Genomic DNA, 21,858 nt, shown 5'->3' with positions numbered 1-21,858 from the left:
GGCCGGACCCACAGGCCCGGCCGGCGGGCCTTCGCTAAGGACGGGCGTTAAGGACGGGGTGCACCGTCGTTTCCCCCTGCAAATGGCAGAATGAACCATGCCTTCCGACATTTCCCTCGCCCACGCCCAGGCGATGGCCCAGGCCGCCCTGGACCGGCTTCGCTGACACGATGGAGGTGTTACTTCCGTAACCGCGGCGGCAGAAAGCGGCGCGGTGGGCTGGACCTCCGACAATCCTGTGGGTGCCACACGGGGACCAGCGATTGCGGCACACTTCAAGCCTGAGTCGCAATGAGGCGCTCCACTGCTGCCCAAGGTCGCCGCCGTGGTGAATGAGCCCGGAAGCATACGGGGCCCGACGTCCCACGCCTGCAGGGCAGTAGTGCACCTGCATAGACGACATATGCGCTGTTATCGGCACTTATGTAAGCCCCAGAGGGGGCTAGCCCCTCAATCCGACGGAGCTGCTTCATTATCTGAGGCATTAAGCAGAGAACGAACGGCCAGAACTGGTTCCAAAAGTCTTCCCGAGGGATCCACTGTGCATTGTTCAGAGACTAAAGCGTAGGTTGCGGCGTTCTTATTTCCTACTCCTTGGCCGTTGGCGATGGTCTCTTGCAAATGTTTGTCCCAAGCAGGCCAATCTTCGGTGATGATGGTTTCGAGTGTGTCTGACACAGCCAAGACATTATGGGCAACCTGCCCCAACGGGTAGTCCACCGGATCGATGCCGAAGTAGCGGAGAAGTTGACGATTGTCCCTCTTATGCTGGCGAACTGCGTTCTGGATATCATTGGCGTTCTTGTTCTTGGCTTCCATGCGTTGAGCGCAGCCCGAGTCGTTATCGAATACCGTGAGCGTGGGAATGCCCAATTCACTCAAGATGGCGTTGGGGACATAAAGGTGTCCCTTGCCCTGTGCCGCAGCTACAGAGATGCCGTCAATGGCCAGATGACGCGTTCTTGCGGCAATGCCTTCGAATACAGCCTTATCATCATCGCCCTCGACAAGAAGCACGGCTTCAGCGAATAGAGCTTCCGATAAGTGCTGCGTACATACGAGGTCCCATCTTGCGGTGATGACCGCAGGATCAACATATCCATCGAGTTTTTCTGCCACGGCTGCAACAGTTGCCTGCGTGATCGTTACTTCGGCATGGCTGTCCGAGTCTGCAGCCTTTCGCCGTACCCTGCGAATTTGGTCGAAGTACCTCGCGTCAATGAAGTAGGGAGAGTGCGTCGCGTATGAAATCTGTAGGCCATTTTCCGGCGCAGCGGCCAGTGCTCGAAGAACACTAGAGAAGGCTCGTGCCTGAGTCGGATGTTGAAAGAGCTCGGGTTCTTCGATGGCGAGGCAGATGACGCTTTCCGGTGTCGCCGATGTTCCTCTGTCAGCGAGCAATTTGAGGCTCGAGATGAGTAGCGCCCGTTGAAATCCGTGGCCTTGCCGATCGACATCAGTTTCCGTCAACTGATCGACAACACTGACGCGGATCTTCGAGGCCTGAGGCTTCAACTCAGGTTCTTCTGGCTTTAGCCGAATCTTCCGACCTGTGGTGAAGGCCTCGATCTCGTTGCTGAGCTCGTCTGCGAGGTCCTGGAGCTGTGAGGTGAGATGTTGTGCGGTGATTGCGCTTCGTTTTTCGGCTACTTCATCAGCGAGAGCTGAGAACGCTGCGTCCGCTTTCGAACGGTCAACGGTTTTTTCCAGGATCCGACTGATGATCGTGCCTCTACTGTCGGTACTTTCCTCCTGCGCACGAAGATCAGCCGTTACAAGGACAAAATCAAAAATGCCGGAAAGTACGTTCTGGCCGTTGAAGCCGAACAGGTGGTTCCCACCCGACTCAGACTCCTTGAGTCGCGAGGGGTTATCTCGCTCCCACCGGTCCATCTCCGCTTCTACCTTGGCTGCAGACGACCATTTGGGAAGACTGAACTCTGGAAATTCGTCCAAAATCTTGGCCCATTGAGTTTTCTTATCGCTTGCGGAGGCAGCTTGCCGAACCTTCTCAAAAGCAGGAAACACGAAGGCGTTGCCGGTCATTTTGTCCTCGGCTGGGGTCCAGGTCCGCCAGGCTGTGAAAGTCTTGGCCGAACTAGGAGCGTATTTTTCTCCTAGTGCCTGGCGGTCCGTGGCAGTGAGGTCGTCGAACGTGACACGCACCCTAATCCGTTCCTCAGTACTCCCGGACCACACATCCCGCCGATCTAATTGGCCCCCATTGAAGAACCAGTTCAATGCCCGTAGGACGGAGCTTTTGCCGGCCCCGTTGGGGCCGATAAACGTGGTGATTTCGCTGAAATCGACTTCTACGGCATTGAGGCATCGAAAATTTTCAATGCCCACAGACTTGATGCGCAACCAGAGCCCCCCTGTTTGTCTCTTGTTTGTAGCAGTATTTCAGAACGAGAGATGGATTCCGGCATTCAACTGAGGATGCAAGCGTGTCGACTGGTGCTGAGACCGAGGTGACTGCCAGAAGCGAATCGATCAGTCGACGGGGAACATCGCTCTCGCGGTGCGGCCGATAACGCTGGTCATGGTCGCGTCCACCGCGCCTCCGATCACTCCACCGACGAGCGGTACACCCTTCGCCAGGGTAACGAGCGCCCGCTTCGAGCCGTACTTGGCCAGGAGCATGAAACCGGCCTTCTTGTTGATCTCGCGAATCACCATGATCGGGAGCTTCTTAATCGCCGCCATCGCCACCTTCTCGCCAACCTTGATGCCGACTGTCTTCGCGATCTGCTGTGCGTTCGAGCCCACCGCGATGAGCGTGGCCACCGTGCGGACGTGCGGATCCTTGGGGTCGTACCCGCGCAGGTAGGCGATTGCGGCGGCGAGACGTGCATTGATCACGAGTGCGCCCGCCATGTTCGCGGGAACGGTTACCGGCATCGCGATGAACCCACCGAGCCCGGTCACGAAACCGTTGACACTGGCCGCTTCGACCGACTCGACGATCAGCCTCTTGATCGCCTTCTCGATATCGTCACGCTCGTACGGCCGGACTTTCCGTGTCGGGTCGGAGTTGGGCTCGTAGCGGGTTCCTTGGACGCGGGCCAGCCGATCCTCCGCCCATGCGATCGACCCTGTCAGTGGACCGACACCCGTGTCGATCACTGTGCCGACCAGCTTCAGGAGCTGCGCGGACGCCTTCTCGGCGGTAGACGTGGGCGTCTCCTCGGGTTCGGGGGCGGTCGTGTTGGTCATCGCGATTCCTCTCTAAGTTCTTGCGTGAGTGTACCGAAGGCGGGAAGCGCGCTGGCGGACTCTCTGTGTACTGTAACGGCCACAAAATCGCACGCAGAGCATTGGGAACACAGCGCCGCGCACAACCTGCACCATGTCGATCCAGGGTCTCGTATCCCTTCCCATACGGGAGCCAGCTTCGCCAAGCCGCAACCTGCTCTGCAGGTCGCGCGTCAAGGTTTCTGGGTTCCCATCAGGCTGGCCGAATAGCAGGCGTTCCGATTACCGTCCACGACATGCTCAGGGTCAAGGCGTCCATTCGTAATGCCTGTTGGCCAGAATGTGGGCGCTTGTTTTTTGAGTCAGTTTTCGGAGCCCGTATGCGTTGAGGACCTCGCGGGGCAACTCGTCCTCCGGTACGCCCTGTGCGGCCAACAGATCCAGTAATGCCGACAGCTCGGATTCAGGCACATCGAAGATACTCCGGGGGCCGAGTTCACGCAGTTTCACCGGTTCCTGGTCAGGCAGGTAAAGCGTCGACTTGACGATTCCAGGGACGCCATCGCTGATGCGGCTAAGTGATCCGGCCCGGAGAGCACGGCTGACGGTCTGATTGAAAAGCCTCTGGCGTTCTTTGCCTACCTGGTGGCCTCCGGACGCTTGGACATACCGCAGATATGCCTGGCGAGCGATCATCGGCCCTTCTGCCCGAATGATGTCGATCAGTCCGAACTGAACGGAGGAAAGGTTCGTTGCAGAAACGGCAGGGAGCGGTCTGGACTGCCAGTACTCATAGGGGGCTAATGTGAGGTAGCTTCGGGCAGCAATCCCCGGATCCGGCTGGCCGTTTTCTCCGTTGGCTTCTGCCGGCTCTTCCTCGAAGTCGGCCGATTCGGGCGAATTTTCTTTGGACAGTGACGGCAGAGACAGCGGGTTACCGCTGGGTGCCTTATGGGCTTCTTCCGGATTTGCAACGTGGCTAGCAAGCGGTTCGGAGCCGCTGCTCGTGGCAGAAGACGGCGTGTGTACGGGTGTCCCTGGCTGCTTATCGTTTTGGCGATCCTCGGATTCGAGGGGCAGCTGCTGTGTCGATGAGGAGGGCAGAACGTCCGGTGGAAATGTTTCGGCCGAGCCGCTGCTGGGCAGTTCGGTGTCGTCCTGAGTTGCGTCATCTTCGTCGGGGTCCACCTGGGTCATGACTTCCCGGACAATCGGTCCGCGGGGAGACAGCATCCACTCGTCACCCGTCGGGATTCCCAGGGCGTCCAGATGTTCCCAGACGGGCTGCATGGCGGCATCCGGGTCACGGTAGTAGGCGGAGCCCCGGATGCGTTCGAAGGTCCACCCGGCGCGTTCGAGGACTTCCTGCCTGGAACGGTCCTTATGCCAGACATCGGGCCCATGCCACCTGTCGCCATCGCACTCAATGGCAAGGCGTCCGTCCGGTCCGGAGACGACGATATCGATCCGGTACCGGCCAACCACGTGCTGCACCTGAACCGCTCTGTATCCGCGGTTAAGCAGATGCCGGATAACCTGCCGTTCGAATTCCGAGTCGCATGCTTCGAGCAGATCGTGCCTTCGGGCTTCAGTCGCTCCTGCTGTCGAACAATGGCGTATGAGGGCCGCACGCAGATCCCCGTTAGGCAGCAGGTCGGGATCAACGGAGGAGACAACCCATAGCTGGTTTTTGGCTCTCGAGGCCGCAACGTTGATACGCCGCTGGTCCCGGACGCTGGTCATGGCGCCGAAACGTGTCTTAGGCAGTGACGGATCGTGAGCGACAACGGTTGTAATGACGATGACGTCCCGCTCATCGCCCTGGAAGTTGGCGGCCTCACCGCAGCGGATCCGGCGGGCTTCCATCTCTTCGGGGCCGAGTCGTTCGTAGAGTTTCTCCCAGACCAGTTTTGACTGGCTGGAACCGAGCAGGCTCACCACACCGAACGTCATGCCGTCATAGTCCGGGTCCTCGCACAGGTCGGCAATCAGATTGACGACCTGCTCAGCCTCAGGCTCATTGATGTCGCCCCGTCGGTAGCCGTCGCGGACTTTCAGCAGCCCCAGGGCACTCCATCCCTGCCGCGGAGGCTGGTCGCGCAGAGGAATGATGCTGCCGTTGTAGGAGTGCTGATTGGAAAATTCGATGATTTCCGGCAGGCACCGGAAATGCTCCGTGAGCATGACCGGTACTGCGAATTTCTGGACGGCCAAGTCGTACAGGCTGTTGTCCGGGTCAAACAGCGTCCGGTAATTCGGCACCTTGGCAAGGTAGCCATCCATGATGTCGAAGACCTGCTGGCGGTCGAGGCCCACATTCTCCGGGCTCGTTTGCTTATCGTCACCGACGACGATGGCGGTCTTCGACAGCGAGAGCAACGGCAGTGCCTCGAAACCGATCTGGGAGGCCTCGTCGATGATCAGGACATCAAACGATGGCACCAGTGCCGGCTGGAAACTTGTCAGGGCGCGGGACGTCGTCATAATCCACGCCGGTACGGCGCTGCTGGATTCGTCCAGGGCACGCCGCATTTCGCCGATCCAGCGCTGGGCGAACTTGCCGCCGGTCTTTCCGTAGCGTTTCGTCGCCTGGACGTAGCTTTGCAGCGCCTGACGTTCCTTCGAGCCGAGGTTATCGGCCAGCCGGCGCCATGCCATCTGGCTCACCAGGTCGGTGACGACCTTCCGGCGCCGGCGGGACAGGTCATCAATTTGGGACTGAAGCTGACCGGGGTCGGTCTTGTTGGTAACTTCGCGAACCCACGATTCAAGCCGCCGGAATTCCCACGCGGTCGTAAAGTCCTGAGGATCGCCGGCAGCTTTGCTGTCACTCAGGATTTTCGCCGTCCAGAACGGCGCCTCGGCCGACAATTTGGCTTTGAGTTCGAGAAGCCTCATGGAGGAATGTTTGGCCTCGTGAAGGCGGAGACACTCCTTACGGAGTTCATCCCAGGCAGTGAAATTTTCGGCAGTCAGGGCATCGGCCATTTGCTGGAAGAGCGGCGAAACACCCGCATCGGTGGCTGTTGAACGCAAAGTGTTCTGCAGGGCGCTGAGCCGTTCAATGGCACTGGAAACAGCGTGAAAGTGGAGCCCTTCAGAGAGGTGGCCTGCCGCCGTCGCCAGACGTGCCGAGTGGGCGCCGTGCAGTTGGCCGTACCCGATCTGGTCGAGGGAGGCGTTTAGCTTTTGAAGCGCGTGGTGGTGCTGAAAAATCCGATCCAGCGTTGCCAGTTCGCCGGCGATATCATCCTCCGGCCGCCGCGACAGCTCCTGAGACGTACCGACAGGGGACCGGTTCTGCCACAGCGCGCGGATCCGATTGCGGAGCAGTTCAAGGGACACCGCGCCGACGCATAGCGATACGTCCTCGGCAGTGGCCGGTATTCGGTTATCGACGGCGAATAATTCGACCGCCTTCTTGGCTTGCCGTGCAAAGAATCCGAGCTTGCCGTTCGCGGCGAGCAGGGAGTGTGCCTCTTGAAGCCGGTGGAGGAGACCTTCGTCAATGACGGCAGGCAAGTCCAGCGTATGTGAGAGCAAGGGGCCGCGCAGCGTATAGGCTTCCTCGCGTAGTTGGGTAAGTTCACGCCGATATGCTCCCCACTCCTGGGCGCGAAGGGGGTCAGACGAATGCTGAAGAATCGGTCCGTAGGGCGATTTCTCCATCGACTCGAGCCAAGCGGACGTCTGCGCCAACTCTGACTTCAGGACGGAAATCTCGCGAGGGTCCGCCGCCTCGAACGTTTCCCAGTGCCCAAATGCTGACCGAACATTACTGGCGCGTCCCTGACCGGTTCGTATCTCGGCGATCAGAGACTGCAGCTCAGATCCTTGGGTGAGGCCGGCCGGCTCCGGCAGCGTCTGGACTGCGTGCTCGGCGGTCGCCAGGCCGACCGAATCGAGAAGGGAAATGAGTTCCTGAAGCTCGGCCGGTGTCAGCGGGGCAGGTACTGCATGAGCAATGCGGTCCTCGATGTACCCGTATTTGTCGTGATTGAGCCGAAGCCATTCCGCGACCTGCTGCGGAGTAGGGTCCTGCCCTGCCTGCCAGCTGCCCTCGAAGACGTTTGTTTCCGCGGCTCGGGCGTCGAGCATCTCATTGGTCGTCCGGGCGATTCCGCGGTCAATGGCATCGAGCTCGGTACGGAGCCGCTGAATGTGTTCGTCTGCATCCTCCTTGTCGAGAGTGCTGACATGCGCCTGGATGTTTGAGATTGATTTCTCAAGTTCTTTCCGGCTGTCTTCATCCGCTCCCAAAACAGAGACCGTGAGATCACGTATGCCTTCGGGTACCTTTTCGGCCAGCACCTTCAGTGCCTGTTCCTTCTCCGCGACCACGAGGACGCGCTTACCGTAGGCGACGAAGTGGCTGATCAGGTTGGCAATGGTGTGCGACTTACCTGTTCCGGGAGGACCCTGCACGGTGACACCGGGATGAGTCTGCGCCAGCCGCAGAATGCGCTGCTGTTGTTCATTGGTGGCCAACGGCAGCATGAGAGGCTCGGAGGCAGCCGTGCCGCCGGAATGAGTGCCACTGGTTGATACAGCCGAAAGGTCATCCGGAAGTGCAACGATGTCCTGCAGGGGCGCCGGAATGAGGCCCTCCGGATCCAGATAGTTCCGGCGCATTTGTTCCAGGAACCCTTGGGAGTCCGGGACCTTGCGGCGCATGAACAAGGTCCAGGAGGCATCGGTCCGGAAGTGAGGCCCTGCCGTGGCGGCCTCGTCGACGACAACGGCATTGTCATCTATAAAGCGGGCCAGACGGGTAATGAGATCCCTGGTTTCCTCCTCCTCTGACCAGGGGTCGAGCTCCAGCTCGTTTGATGCTGTACGGGCGGCTGTAAAGGACGTCCGGTCATGGATGTCGAGCCCGGCAAGGTACATTGCCTCAATTTGGTGTGGACCCGCGACCCGTACAGAAATCTGTTGGGTGTCGGGGTTCAAGTCGATTTCAACAGGAAATGAAATCAGCGGATGATCGATGGAGTAGCCGTCTTTGATCCAGCGCCCCCGCCCGAAGCCCCAAATGAGCTCAAGGGACTCCCGATCCAGCATGAGACTTTCCCGCTGCTCGAAGAGCTGGCGGTGCAGATGTTTGACCGACGCGGCCAGGGCCCACGCTTCACTCCACGGTCCCCACACGGTATCAATCCAGGTTCCCGCCTGCTCGAGCAGATTGGCGCGACGCTGACGTTCTTCCTCGGTAATTTCGGAGTCCGGGAAATCCTCCCCGGCATCCTCTGCGGCGGGGGAATCCTCGTTCGGCCACGGCAGAACAATTGAAGGCCGGTCATCGGCTTTTACCGGGTGTCCGGCGTTGATCAGCTGCTGCAGGGGAGCCGGAATTTTGGGCACTGGCGGCAAGTCGATGAAGTCGACGGTCAGCCAGACCGAGTCAGAGCGGGGCAGACTGACAGCATAGTGCGCAGGGAGTTCTGATTCGGTCACCCGGAACATCGAGAACTGAGCAATGTTCCTGACGGGCTTGTTGCGCTGTGCATCGTATGCCAGCAGAAAATCGATCAGCTCAAGCACATGGTCCCGAACATTACCTGAACCGACAAGGCCCCTATCGGCCATCAGATCCCCCCATAACCTGCTGCATGACGATGTGGTCCGGCAGCCTAAGTCCCTCATGGTGCTGAAAGCACCCACCCATACTAATTACTTACCTCGAAGGGACCCGGGCCCGATTCGGGGCGAACGCTAGTCGCTACAGATGGAGGCTTTGACGTCCCCTGCAGCAGGGCGAGGATAGGCACCATGTCGCCGTCTACCTCCAACTGCCAGAATTCGAGACCGGGAATGTTGTCGGCGCCGGCATGATGGGCGGCGGCATCCAGGGAAGCGAATTCGTGACCGTCGATGATCGCGGCACCGTCCTCCGAGATTTCCGCCCGAATGCGGAGGGATTCATCCGCCGGGGTGAGGAAGTCTTCCGGCTTCAGGACCCCGGCCTCGATGAGGTCCGATACTTCGGCCGGTCCGGCGAAGCGGGAGGGAGTAACGACGGCGGGCTGCGGGGCAGTGATGGTTGCTGCCCGGCCTGTTTTGAGTTGCTCGTAGCCGGCACGGGTTACCTGAGCCATGAGAATCCGGCGTTCCTGCAGGAACTCATCGAAACTCAGTGTTTCCCAGTCTTCCGGCAGGGCATGCCAGAACATTTGCCGGCCCAACTCACTGCCGCTGAAACCACGTTCCCGGATTAGAGCTGGCCAGTATTCGCTGGGGGCACGATCGGAGATCCAGAGGTTGGTGCTCCAGTCGGTCGGGGCGAAATTGGCGACCTGATTGATCTTCTTCAGGTCTTTGATCCCGACCACCTTTTCCAGGTACTTGCGCGGATAGAGGTGATGTCCCTCGGTGCCTTTCGGCGCCGGCAGGGACGGATCCATCCATTGCTGGACCTTGTTGTTCAGCATGAACATATCGGCATCCAGGATGTTCAGTGCCGCCAGGTAGGTCTGGTACGCCGGGGATAAAGCTGCGGAGGATGTGATCAGGGTGTCCGGCATCCGCAGGGTCCAGAAATCGTCCGAGAGTTCGGCCGCGATGATGGACTCCAGGGTCGAGACAAAGGCCGATTCATCATGGCCATCCAATGCAGTGAGGCGGTCCAGATCCTTTTGCAGCTGGGTCTCGGAGCTGCCCGTGTACCGGCCGGAGAGCTGGGACATGAACAGCCACCTGGCCATCAGGTTGCGCAGGACGGCCAGGTCCACGTTGAAGCGGGTCCGGCCAATAATCCACAGCGCATAGCTGGAGAGGATGTTCATGTCCGAGGTGATCATCTTGCGGGACTTGAACCCGGCCACCGCAAGGCAGCGCATGAATTCGGTCCAGTGAAGTTCCTTGAGCACCAGCGGCAGACCCGAACGGAGCTTGTTGAGCTCCAATTCCTGACGCTCGGCGTTGACGAAGCCGGTGTGGCGGTCCTTGGCCTGCAGGGCGTTGTAGGCGTCGCCCAGTTTGGCGCGGTTCTGCCCGACGGCGACCAGCACGCGCACCAGCTGGCCGGCGTCCACGGCCAGGTAGTTATTGATCGGGGTCCAGGCCACCGTGCGGCCGGCGATCTCGCTGGCCCGCTGCGGTGTCAGGCAGGAGTCGCGGGCGAATGCCTCCAGCTGTTCGCGTCCTTCAGGCCAGAACACACTTAGCCACGTGAGGATGAAGTCGGCCGCCTTGAGGCTTACTCCTTCGGAGTTGATGCGCACGAAGATGTCCGCGACGACCTTCTTGTCTGCCGAGGGCTGGATTTCCACGACGGTGAATTCGTAGCTGCGGAGCCGGTCCAGTTTTCCGAGGCGGTCTTCAAGCAGCTCTTCCTGGTCCTCGGTGAGTTCTTCCTTGGCCTCTTCGTAGCGTTTTTTGAAGGCCTTTTTGATTTTGAACGGGTTGAGGAAGAACTCCGAGACGTTCGGGATCCAGTCGGCGGAGTTCTCGATGGCCCTGTTGGTGACTTCGAACTTCTCCGTGAACGGGTTGAACGCTATGACCATGCTGCGTGAGTTGTAATCGGCGTCGCGGACCGGTGAGCCCCTGAACACCGCATAGAGGCTGGTCAGGCGCTGCTGGCCGTCAATGATCTGGTGTGAACCGGCACGGTCCGTTGCCCCGGAAATGGCGCGTGAGGTGTCCTCCTGGGAAACGTTCCAGAACATGAGCTCGCCCACCGGGTATCCGCGGTACATCGAGTCGAGCAGGTCACGGATTTTTGCCTTCGGCCATACGAAGGGGCGCTGCAGGTCCGGCAGCTGCACAACACCGCTGTGGACATTGTCCACCAGACTCTGGACATTCCAGCCGACAGGCTTAAAAAGTGTGCTCACGCAGCGCCTCCAATGGGGTGTATGTCAGCTTTTGGCGGTGTGCCTGGTCCGATAAAAATCTGGTTTCCAGAGTCTAAATTGAACACTCCGCCTGAGGCGATGCCCCCATCGAGATTATTGGCCGGCATGGGCGCCACGTCCTTCTGCGAACCGCGGCGCCATGGACTCCATCTGCTCCATGACAAGCTTGATGGCGGCCGGCTGCTTGTCCGGCGGATACCCGAACCTGACCAGCAGCCGTTTGATCGATGACCGCAGTTTCGCCCGCACGTCATCCCGGACGGTCCAGTCGGTCCTCACGTCCCGGCGCATGACGGAGACCAGTTCCCGGGCAATATCGGCAAGCACGCCTTCGCCCTGGACCTCTACCGCGGACTCGTTCTGGGCCACGGCGTCGTAGAACGCCAGCTCGTCGTTGTTCAGCGGCGGCGAGAAGTGCGCGCCGCGGTTGCCCTCGGCGGCCACTTCCTTGGCCAGCTCCACCAGTTCGGCAATGACTTCGGCCGAGGTCAGCTGCTGGTTGGTGTACTTGTTCATCAGCTCGGTGATCCGCTCGGAGAAGGCGCGCTGGCGCACCAGGTTGTTGCGGGTCGTTTTCGCGGATTCGTCGGTGATCAGCTTCCGCAGGGCCTCGATGGCCAGCTGCGGATTCCGCGCCTGCTTGGTCTTGGCGATGAATTCCGGCGTCAGGTCATCCAGGGAGGGCTTGGGCATGCCGGCGGCCTCGTAGATGTCCAGGACTTCGCCGGTTTCCGTGGCGGTGGCAATCAGCTCGCCCAGCATCCGCTGGATCTCCGCCGGGATCGGCTCGCCGCGTGACTGCCGCTCATCGGCGTCGAACTTAGCCATCCACACCCGGATCTCCTCGTACACCTGGATCTCCGGGCGCAGCTCGGCCAGTGTCTCGGAGCCGGAGCACAGCGCCCAGGCGCGGGAGAGCTGGCCGGAGAACCGCCGGTACTTGGAGGCCACCGTCTCCTCGCCGTCCGAGGAGGGCTGGTTTCCGGGGGTGGCAGGGTTGCGCAGGTAGTTGACCGCCCCGGTGACCGCGTTGAGGAAGCCCTTGGGACCGCCCTTCATCCAGACGGATTTCCAGTCGTATCCGGCCAGCAGCCCCCGCAGCGTCTCCACCAGGGTCACCGTCAGGGACACGGCTTCGTCGATGTTCTTGCCGACGGGCTTCTTTTCCTGGTCGGTGCGGGTGTATTCCTCCAGCGCCTTGGCCAGGTTTTCGGCCAATGGCGCGTAGGCCACCAGCAGCCCGTCTTCCTTGCCGCGGAAGGTGCGGTTCACCCGGGCCAGGGTCTGCATCAGCAGTGCGCCCTTCAGGGGTCGGTCCAGGTACAGGGTGTGCAGGGGAGGGGAGTCGTAGCCGGTGAGCATCATGTCCTTGACGATCACGATCTCCAGCTCGTCGTCCACATTCTTGAGCCGCTCCTTGATCACCGCATTCTGGGAGTCCCGCCGCACGTGGTCGTACACCGGCGGCACGTCGGAGGCGGTGCCGGAATAGACCACCTTGATCCTGCCCTTGTCCAGCTCGTCCGAGTGCCAGTCCGGCCGCAGCGCCGTGATCGCCGAGTACAGGTTCGCGCAGATCTCCCGCGTGCCGCCCACAATCAGCGCCTTGCCCGGCGCCTCGATGAACTTGAGCATCTGCTGGCGCCGGTTCTCCCAGTGCTGCACCAGGTCCTCGGCCAGCGCGGCAATGCGCTGCGGTGCGCCGTAGACGGCATTGACGACGGCGACACTCGCCTCGATGCGCGCCCGTTCCGTTTCGTCCAGGCCGACGGTGGCCTCGTCGGCGGCCTCGTCGATGATGTCCTGGGTGAGGTTCTCCGCCAGCGCGACCTTGATCAGCCGCGGTTCGAAGTACACCGGGACCGTGGCCCCGTCCTCCACGGCGCGGGAGAGGTCGTAGATGTCGATGTAGTCGCCGAAGACCTCCCGGGTGTTGCGGTCGTCGAAGGAGATCGGGGTTCCGGTGAAGGCGATCAGTGTTGCGTGCGGCAGCGCGTCGCGCAGGTGCCGGGCGTAGCCGTCCAGGTCGTCGTAGTGGCTGCGGTGCGCCTCATCGACCACGACGATGATGTTGCGCCGGTCGGAGAGCAGCGGGTGGTCGAACCCGGCGTCCTTCTCGTCCTGGCTGCGGCCGAACTTCTGCAGGGTGGTGAAGTAGATGCCGCCGGTGGTCCGGCTGCTCAGCTCCTCGCGCAGCTCGGAGCGCTTGCGGATCTGCTTTGGCTGTTCGGGCAGCAGCAGGCTGCGGGCGAACGTTTCGTACAGCTGCCCGTCCAGCTCATTGCGGTCGGTGATGACCACGATGGTCGGGTTCTTCAGCTTCGGGTTCCGGCTGACCAGATTGGCGTAGAGCTCCATCTCCATGGACTTGCCCGAGCCCTGGGTGTGCCAGACGACCCCGGCCTTGCCGTTGCTTTCGACCGCCTGCACCGTGCTGCCGACCGCCTTGGTGACGGCGAAGTACTGGTGCGGCTTGGCGATACGTTTGGCCAGTCCGCCCGAGCCCTGGTCGAACGCGGTGAAGTTGCGCAGCAGCTGCAGAAACCGCTCCTGGTTGTACAGGCCCAGCAGCGCGGTCTCCATGCCCGTGGCCGACTCGCCGTCCTGCAGGTCGCCGGGGCGGACGAGGTTGCCGTCGTCATCGACATTCCACGGCGAGAAGTGGTTCAGCGGAGTGAACGGCGTACCGTACTTGGCGAGAATCCCGTCCGAGGCCAGCGTGAACACACAGAACCGGAACGCCATCGGGAACTCACGCAGGTAGGTCTGCAGCTGCGCGTGCGCCGCCGCCACATCCGCCGCTGCGCTGCCGGCCTTCTTCAGCTCAACGACACTCACGGGCATGCCGTTGCAGTAGAGCACGAGATCGAAGCGGCGCCGGTAATCACCCTGAACAATGGTCACCTGATTGACGGCCACCCAGTCATTCTCATCCGGGTCCGCGCTGATCAGGCGGATGGTCGGGTTGGCCTCGGTGCCGTCCGAGTCGATGTAGGTCAGCCGAAACCCGTCCACCAGGTAGTGGTGAATCCGATGGTTCTCGGTAACGGCATCATTGGATTTGGGCTGGGCGATCTCAGCCAGCGCCTGCTTCAGATACTGCGCCGGAACCGTGGGGTTCAGCTTCTGCAGTGCCTCGAGCAGGCGCTGGCGGAGCAACAGCTCATCCCATGACTCCCGCTCCCCGGAACCCGGGGCGATGGCATCACCGGATGCCGGCTTCCACCCCAGCGGCTCGGCCAACCGGTCCAGGGCCAGGTCCTCCCACTCAGCCTCTGTGAAGCTCGTGACTGTCTGTGTCATTGCTGATGTCCTCCCCAGGGACTGAGTTCTCTTCTAGGCACACTACTGCTGGATGGTTGCGCGCTTTCAAAGTTGTCGCCCGCAACCTCGATGCTGTACCAAATTTCTACAACCTGTGTTGCAAAAAATGGTCAGCTAACCAGAATCATGCGACGTCTTCGACCATTTTCTCTGCGTCCGTTACCCGAAGCTTGCCTGACATCAGTTTTGGAAGCAGCGCATGGCGGGTGGCATCCAGTCTCATGTTCTCCTCAGTAAGTGAGTGGACATGTTCTCTCATAGGAGCAGCGAGTGATTCGAACTCGTTTCTGGCCTCCGCTGGGAGTAACGGAACGAGTGCATCAGCAAAACGATCCGCACGTACGGCAGGATATGCGCTTCCTTCAGCGACGTTTTCCAAGTATGCGGTGAACTGCGGAAGTCTGGTTATTTCGTATAGATAGGCGAATCCGACTTTGACCGGAGAAAGAACAGCCAATCCTGTTGAACCGACCAGTAACGGATCGTCAGAGAGGTTTAAGGCATGTGATCGCCGGTTGGGGCGCACCGTTGACCAAATTGTGTCGCCCTTGCTCACCTTTCGGCGTGCACGAGAAGGCGCGTCATCCCAGGATGAGATCTCGGGAAAGCTGTATGCGCCGACATTGACAGAAGATATGTCGATGTATCGCAATTGGCCCCCGGGAACGGGTTTTTGCGTCTCTGCATTGACTCGGGCGATGGTACCTAAAGGCACTTCTTCGGAACCGTGCTGAGCTAATGTTGCAAGCCTTGCTGCCAGAAGTTCATCGCTAATGCCTGCAAGCTTGGTGTTGGCGGCAATCTTCTCGTCGAGCGCCCCCAGAACCTCTACGATTGCTCTTTGTTCAGGAAGTTCCGGTACCTGAATGGGCATCTTGTCGACGCGCGTGATGTAAATGTGCTTGATAGTTGAGCCGTCTGAGTCGCTTTCCATTCGACGCTGGTATGCGGGTGCCTGCAGCAAGTAAGCAAGAAATTCGGGCACTACACGCGCATTGGGGCGGAGAAGGGCAACGGATTGGTTGACACATACATCATCGCGGCTACAGACCGCGACGCGTCCGATGCTGCCATCCTTGGTCAGCAAGACATCGCCAATGCGTGGGCGGCTCTTATCCGTAAGCCTGTTTTTGTAGGCGTCTAGAGACGTATGTCTAGCGGTGTCAAAATCGATTTTGCCATCTCGAATATCCTTCGCCGTCACCATGAAAGGCCCGGCATCGGTAGTGGGCATCGGATTCGTAAAACCGTAGGTTATTAGGTCGAGATAGTCGGCAAGGGGTCCTATCTGCCAGCCGCTTGGAAGAGTCTTCACAAGGCCCTCCCCAGCTGCTCACGCACAACCTTCGCCAGCCGCTCGGACTCCTCGAACTGCTCGAACAGTTCCTTGCTCAGCCGCGCGATCTTCTCCTCGATCGGCTCGCCGTCGTCCTCCACCTCGGCGGCACCCACGTACCGGCCGGGCGTGAGCGCATAGTCGGCGGCCTTGATCTCCGCCAGGGAAGCCGAATAGCAGAAGCCGGGTTCGTCGTCGTACTTCAGATCTGACTGGACCGCGGAAGCGGTGCCGCGCCACGCGTGGTAGGTGTTCGCGATCTTGGCGATGTCCTGGTCGGAGAGGGCGCGCTCGGCGCGGTCGATCATGTGGCCCAGGTTCCGGGCGTCGATGAAGAGTACCTGCCCGGTCCGGTCCACGGAACCCCGCGCTCCAACGCTCTTGTCCTTGGCGAAGAACCAGGTGCAGACCGGGATGCCGGTGCTGCGGAACAGCTGGGTGGGCAGGGCCACCATGCAGGAGACCAGGTCCGCCTCCACCAGCTGGGCGCGGATGTCGCCTTCGCCGCCGGAGTTGGAGGACATGGAGCCGTTGGCCATGACCACGCCGGCGGAGCCGCCGGGGGCCAGCTTGGAGATGATGTGCTGGATCCAGGCGTAGTTGGCGTTGTTGGCCGGGGGCACGCCGTACTTCCAGCGCGGGTCCGATTCGGAGCGGGCCCAGTCCTTGATGTTGAAGGGCGGATTGGCCATGATGAAGTCCGCCTGCATGTCCGGGTGCTGGTCCCGGGCGAAGGTGTCGCCCCAGCGGGAGGCCAGGTTGCCGTTGAGGCCGTGGATGGCCAGGTTCATCTTGGCCATGCGCCAGGTGCGCTCGTTGAGCTCCTGCCCGTACACGGAGATGTCCGAGCCCTCCTTGTGGTGGGCCTCCAGGAACTTCTCGGTCTGCACGAACATGCCGCCGGAGCCGCAGCAGGGGTCGTAGACCCGGCCGCTGGTCGGCTCCAGCACTTCCACCAGGACGCGGACGACGCCGGCGGGCGTGTAGAACTCGCCGCCCCGCTTGCCTTCGGCGCGGGCGAACTTCTCCAGGAAGTACTCGTAGACCTCGCCGAGCAGGTCGCGGGCCTTCTTGGCGCCCTGGCCGGTGAAGCGGGCGGAGTTGAACAGGTCCAGCAGCTCGCCCAGGCGGCGCTGGTCCACGTTGTCCCGGTTGTACAGGCGGGGGAGAGTGGCGGCCAGGGTCGGGTTGGCGGTCATCAGCGCGTCCATGGCTTCGTCGATGAGCTGGCCGATCGACTTGGCCGGCTCGCCGCCGAGGGCGGGCAGGCCCTTGGCGTTCTCGGCCAGGTACGTCCAGCGGGCGGCGGCCGGGACCCAGAAGACGCCGCGGCCGGTGTACTCGTCCACGTCGTCGATCAGCTGGGCGATCTGGTCCTCGTCCATGCCGTCTGCCGCCAGTTCGGCGTGGATCTGCTCGCGGCGCTCATCGAAGGCGTCGGAAACGTACTTGAGGAACACCAGTCCCAGGATCACGTCCTTGTACTGGGAGGCGTCCATGGAGCCGCGCAGTTTGTCCGCGGCCTTCCACAGGGTGTCCTTCAGTTCCTTCATGGTCGATGGCAGCGCATCCACCTTGTTCTTTGGAGGCATCAGCCGTTTCCTTTCATTGACACAATCTTCAGGCGGCCGCCGGCGGCGCCGTCCAAAACCAGGGATTCAAGCTCGGTGAGGGCGTCCAGCCGGCGGCGGGCCTGCTCGCGGGCCTGCTCCAGTTCGCGGAGAGCTTTCAGGAGGTTTACGTGCGCGGTTTCCGGAATCCGGCGGAGCGGCCAGCGCTTCCAGCGGCCGCCGTTGGCGGGAGCGGCATTGAGGTCCGCGGCCAGCACCGCGGCCAGCAGGCCGCCGGGATCCGCGTCGCTGATCCGCAGCACACGGGCCGGAAAAAGCACGACTGCGCCGCCCTCCGTATCCATACGCGCTGCCGGCTGCTTCCCGGTACAGAACACAATGTCGCCGGGGCCGGTGAGGCGGGCGGCCGGGTACTGACCGGCCAGGACCAGCTGGTCGATCCGGCGCGTTCCGGGCGTCATGCGGCCGAGCAGTTCCGCGGTACCGAGGACCGGCACGCCTGCTGTGCCGCCGTCAATATGGACGGGGTCCAGGCGGTGGCCCGGCAGGTACTTCAAATGCCCCGCCGCGATCATCTCACCCACCGTCGACGGGGCCGGATGCTGGCCCGGGTCCGCGACCTCTGCGTCCAGGGCCAGCCGCTCCGGCAGTGGCGCATCGTTAAGCGTGCTCACCAGGCGGTCGACCTCCGCGGCGGCATCCAGGCCAGCTGTCTGTGTCGGCTGCGGCGATGTCTGCAGCAGGGATCCGCGGCCGGCGAGCAGTTTGCTTGTCAGCACCAGCCGGGCGAAGCGGAACGAATGCGCCCGCACGGCAGCCCTTGTGCCCATGGACGCGGCAACGTCACTGATCAGATCCTGGCGCACGTCCGCGGTCAGCTGGTGCCCGGACAGATCCGCCACCATGGTCCAGCGCTCCGCGATGTCCACATTCCGCTGCGACGGCCCCAGCACCCACAGCGCCTGCGGCTGCCGCGGCTTGGTCTTCAGCAGTCCACCGGGCAACCGCACCGCCGCACGCAGGGTGCCCAGGCGCAGCAGCCCGGAGCGCAGTTCATCGACTTCCCGGGACGGGGCGGCGTCCACCAGCACACCGGCGGGGCCGATAATGACGCCGCGCTGCTCGTCGCTCAGCTGCAGCATGATGTTCTCGATCGCCGCGAGGATGTCCGCGGCGGACATGGCCGGGTCTCCGGGCGGCGGGAACTGGGCCACGTGCACCGCCGGGCCGGTCAGGCCCGGCCGTCCGGCCTCGTCCACGTCCAGGTTCTCCCGCTGCACCCCGTGGATCCGCAGCCTACGGCGCACCAGCCGGGACACACCGTCGTCGTTGGCCGCGGTCAGCAGGGTGAGGTGCGCGTCCTCGCCGGCCGTCCGGACGATCTGCATCAGCAGATCGCTGCCGCCGGCGGTGGCCTCCGCGAAAACCGGCGCCTCCCGGTTCGGCTGGCCGGCGGCCAATTCGATGCCGGTAGCCAGGTCGACGGCGGCAGCCGCCACCAGCTCGACTGCCGCCTCGGTGAGGGCGGCAACGGACTGCTCGCGCTGGCCGGTGCGGAAGCGTTCAGCCATCAGTTTTTCGAAGGCGGCCTCGGGGCTGTAGGCGGCGTCGGCCAGCAGGTCAGTGTAGGAGGCGACGCGGACCAGGTCCGCGCCGAGTGCTTCGAGCTCCGAGTAGAGGAATTCATCATCCGGATCGAGGGCGTCGGCCTCGTCCAGCAGATCGTCCCTATCCAGGCCGTGCAGCGGACGGTCCAGCAGGCGGCGGAGCGTGAGCAGCGCGGTGATGCCGGCGACGTGCCGGGCCGGGTTCTCACGGAAGCCGTCGAGGGTGGCGAAGGCGGCGGCGTCCTCGGCGGCGTTCGGATTGTTGCCCCGGCCGGTGGCGGAGAGCCATTCGATGACCTTGGCGGCGTCAAAGAGTTCCTGGTCGTTTGCGACGGCTGCCGGGGCTGGGAACGGGGCGGCGGTGCCGCGGCTGCGGGAGCGCCACATGGAGACTACCGGGCGCTGGACCTGGGTCAGCAGCGCGACGTCGGAGAGGGTAAGGCGCAGCTGTGCGTCTGCTTGTACTGCTGCGTGTGTCTGCACCGGTCCCCCTTCCGTGCGTCGTCTATTCTCGCACTTTCATGCGCGGTAATGGAGTCAGCCTAACCGGAGGCGGCGACGTTTCTTGGTCTTGGGCTGATAAGGGGGGTTATCAGGACTGATCAGTTCGGCTGTTCGCAATCGTCCGTATGTTCGTGGTGTCCGGTCGGCCGAATGGGGGCGGCCGGCCGGGCCTTCCGGAAGCGGGCGCCGTCAATTGGGGGTGGCGCCCGCACCCCGGCCACGTATCTCCGCCGGAACCCGGCAGCAAGACCACGAGCAAAGGACTTCGATCATGGCATCTCCACAAGAGCAGAAGCCAGCAGCGCTGCCGGCAGTACCGCCCGCACCGGTAACGGCGCCCTCACCGGCGCCGGAAGCCGCAGCAGCACCCGGGAAGAGCAGAAAGCACCTGGCCTACGGCGGCCTGGGCCTGGCGCTCGGACTGGTCGGCGGGGTGCTGCTTGCCCAGATCGAGGTCCCGCAGACCTCCAATGCCATCAATGAGGCGGTCGAAGCCTGCGATGTGGCCTCCTCGGCCGGCATCACGGTCGGCGACGACGGGCAAAGCATCTCCATGCAGACCTCCGGCGAGGACACCGCCGGAGCCGAGTACACCGATGTGATGTGCGTGCTGAATGCGCTGGAGATGCCGGACAGTGTGGTCTCGCGCATGGGCAGCACCCGTGCTCTGGACGGACGCCAGAGCGGGGAGTGGGACGAGTTCTCCGCGTCCTGGGGCTACCACCCGGACAGCGGCCTGGACATCGTCGTCGAAATCGTCGACTCCAAGTAGTCAGAAATATCAAGAAAGTTGGGGGAACCATGACCACCGGAAATACACCGCTGCCCGCCGGCAGGGCGCCGAAGGCACCCGGGAAACCGAAGCGCACGGCGAGGATGCTCGGGTACCTGGCGGCCGGCGTCGTACTCCTGGGCGGAGGGATCGGGCTGGGAGCCGCGGTCAGCGATCCGACGGCCAGCGACGAGTATACGGCCCTCGCCGCGGAGAAAACGTCCGTGGAGTCCGACCGTGCCGACGCGCGGACGGACTACAAGAGGCTCTCCGACTCCATCGAAGGCCGGGAGTCCGCTATCGCCAAGCGGGAAGCGGACGCGAAGAAGGCGGAGGAGGCCGTGAAGGCGGCCGAGGCTGCGGTCAAGCAGCGCGAGGACGCCGTGACGGTGGCGGAACAGCAGAAGGCCGCCAACACCGTGGGCGAGGGGACCTGGACAGTAGGCGTGGACATCGAGTCTGGCACCTACCGGACTGCCGGTGACGTCGGTTCCACCTGCTACTGGGGCATCTACGCCACCGGTACCAACGGCGATGACATTATCGCCAACGACCTGCCCGGCGGCGGGCGGCCTACCGTGACGCTGCAGGCGGGCCAGGACTTCCGGACCACGCGCTGTGGTTCGTGGCAGAAGCAGTAATCACTTTTTACTTCAGACAGGACATCATCATGACGCAGTACCAGCAGTTCAATCAGCAGCCCGGCGACCCTAAGCGTGATGCGAAGGCACAGGCCGTGGCGGAGAAGGCGTACCGGAAAGCCCAGCGGCCGTGGTTCAAGAAGAAGCGGTTCATTGCGCCGCTGGCACTGGTTGCGATTATCGGGGTCGGGAGTGTCGCCGGAGGCGGCGGCGAGGATGTCCCTGAGGCCGCGGTCACGCCGTCGCCGACCGTTGCCGCGAACGACGCCGGTCCGGCGGCCGAGCCTGCGGCCGACCCGGCGTCGGCGGAGCCCGCGGCGCCTGCCTTCCCCGGCGCGCAGGAGAGCGACGTCATCGGCCAGGCTGGGGAGTCCCTGACGCTGGGCGACGTCACTGTGGCGGCCGCCGAACTGGCACCCGGCGACGCTACGTTCGGTCCGACGCTGTGCACGCCTGTGACTGTCACGAACGGCTCGGATGAGACGATCGACTTCAACGCCCTGGACTGGAAGCTGCAGGCGCCCAGCGGCACCATTCTCACCACTGGCTTCACCGGCAGTTCCACCATGATCACCGCCGGGCAGATCGCTCCGGGCGGAACCACCAGCGGCGACGTCTGTTTCGACGCCGAAGGCGCCGGGGCCGGGCAGTACGTCGTGCTGTATGAGCCGATCTTCTCCTTCTTCTCCGACCGGGCGGCATGGGTGAACAACCGGTAATTCTTTAGGCGGGGTGCGGGCCGGAATGATCCTTATGGAGGACATTCCGGTCCGCATTGCCAAGCACCCTAAATGCCAGGCTTTTGCCGGCTTCGGGATACTGAGCTGCACGCGGGGAACGTCGACGAAAGGGAGGTTTAGTAGTCTCACTGCATGCGTGCTGTAGAGCCTGGGGAAATCACCACTGCCGTCGAAAGCTTCCTTCGAGCAACGACTCTATCGACGCCTGACCAATATGTTAGCGGCCATGAAAAACTGCCCGTAGGCGGCCACGAAAATGCCCACTGACGGCCAGTAGAACTGCCCACCGGTGGCCATGAGATCTGCCCACTT

The 21,858-nt window shown here is 62.4% G+C and carries 11 protein-coding genes; 3 read left to right on the top strand and 8 right to left on the bottom strand.

All coding sequences use genetic code 11. The features are described 5' to 3' along the window. Window positions 1–450 precede the first annotated feature (450 nt). The 8 genes from AC5RWU_RS20270 to AC5RWU_RS20235 form a co-directional block, all read right to left on the bottom strand. Window positions 451–2,364: an ATP-dependent nuclease gene (locus AC5RWU_RS20270; protein ID WP_494037177.1), complete on the bottom strand. Its 1,914-nt coding sequence runs from the start codon at window positions 2,362–2,364 to the stop codon at window positions 451–453. A 129-nt stretch (window positions 2,365–2,493) separates the two neighbouring features. Next, window positions 2,494–3,216, bottom strand: a complete 723-nt coding sequence (locus AC5RWU_RS20265; protein ID WP_494032714.1) for an EcsC family protein — start codon at window positions 3,214–3,216, stop codon at window positions 2,494–2,496. Between the two features lie 285 nt (window positions 3,217–3,501). Then, a complete protein-coding gene (locus tag AC5RWU_RS20260; RefSeq protein WP_494032715.1) occupies window positions 3,502–8,736 on the bottom strand; it encodes a PDDEXK-like endonuclease domain-containing protein in 5,235 nt (1,744 codons plus the stop codon). A gap of 125 nt (window positions 8,737–8,861) precedes the next feature. Then, the gene (locus AC5RWU_RS20255; RefSeq protein ID WP_494032716.1) at window positions 8,862–11,030 is read right to left on the bottom strand and encodes a GmrSD restriction endonuclease domain-containing protein; all 2,169 of its coding nucleotides are present in this window, start codon (window positions 11,028–11,030) and stop codon (window positions 8,862–8,864) included. Between the two features lie 114 nt (window positions 11,031–11,144). Continuing rightward, on the bottom strand, window positions 11,145–14,354 hold the full coding sequence (locus AC5RWU_RS20250; protein WP_494032717.1) for a type I restriction endonuclease subunit R: 3,210 nt from the start codon (window positions 14,352–14,354) through the stop codon (window positions 11,145–11,147). Between the two features lie 145 nt (window positions 14,355–14,499). After that, the gene (locus AC5RWU_RS20245) at window positions 14,500–15,690 is read right to left on the bottom strand and encodes a restriction endonuclease subunit S (RefSeq protein ID WP_494032718.1); all 1,191 of its coding nucleotides are present in this window, start codon (window positions 15,688–15,690) and stop codon (window positions 14,500–14,502) included. Beyond that, window positions 15,687–17,303, bottom strand: coding sequence for a class I SAM-dependent DNA methyltransferase (locus tag AC5RWU_RS20240; protein ID WP_494032719.1), 1,617 nt, complete (start codon window positions 17,301–17,303; stop codon window positions 15,687–15,689). The genes AC5RWU_RS20245 and AC5RWU_RS20240 overlap by 4 nt, the downstream gene beginning before the upstream one ends. Beyond that, complete coding sequence (locus AC5RWU_RS20235; protein ID WP_494032720.1) at window positions 17,303–19,372, bottom strand: hypothetical protein; 2,070 nt, start codon at window positions 19,370–19,372, stop codon at window positions 17,303–17,305. The genes AC5RWU_RS20240 and AC5RWU_RS20235 overlap by 1 nt, the downstream gene beginning before the upstream one ends. A gap of 292 nt (window positions 19,373–19,664) precedes the next feature. Between AC5RWU_RS20235 and AC5RWU_RS20230 the strand changes: the two genes are divergently transcribed. The 3 genes from AC5RWU_RS20230 to AC5RWU_RS20220 are packed head-to-tail and all read left to right on the top strand — an operon-like array spanning window position 19,665 to window position 21,525. Beyond that, complete coding sequence (locus tag AC5RWU_RS20230; protein WP_494032721.1) at window positions 19,665–20,165, top strand: hypothetical protein; 501 nt, start codon at window positions 19,665–19,667, stop codon at window positions 20,163–20,165. A 29-nt stretch (window positions 20,166–20,194) separates the two neighbouring features. Further along, the gene (locus tag AC5RWU_RS20225; RefSeq protein ID WP_494032722.1) at window positions 20,195–20,806 is read left to right on the top strand and encodes an Rv1352/Rv1906c domain-containing protein; all 612 of its coding nucleotides are present in this window, start codon (window positions 20,195–20,197) and stop codon (window positions 20,804–20,806) included. A 29-nt stretch (window positions 20,807–20,835) separates the two neighbouring features. Next, entirely contained in the window at window positions 20,836–21,525 is a 690-nt protein-coding gene (locus AC5RWU_RS20220; protein ID WP_494032723.1) for a DUF4352 domain-containing protein, read from the top strand. Window positions 21,526–21,858 lie beyond the last annotated feature (333 nt).

It is taken from the genome of Arthrobacter sp. B0427-1-12 (assembly GCF_059092905.1).
This window is presented reverse-complemented; position numbering and strand designations above follow the sequence as displayed.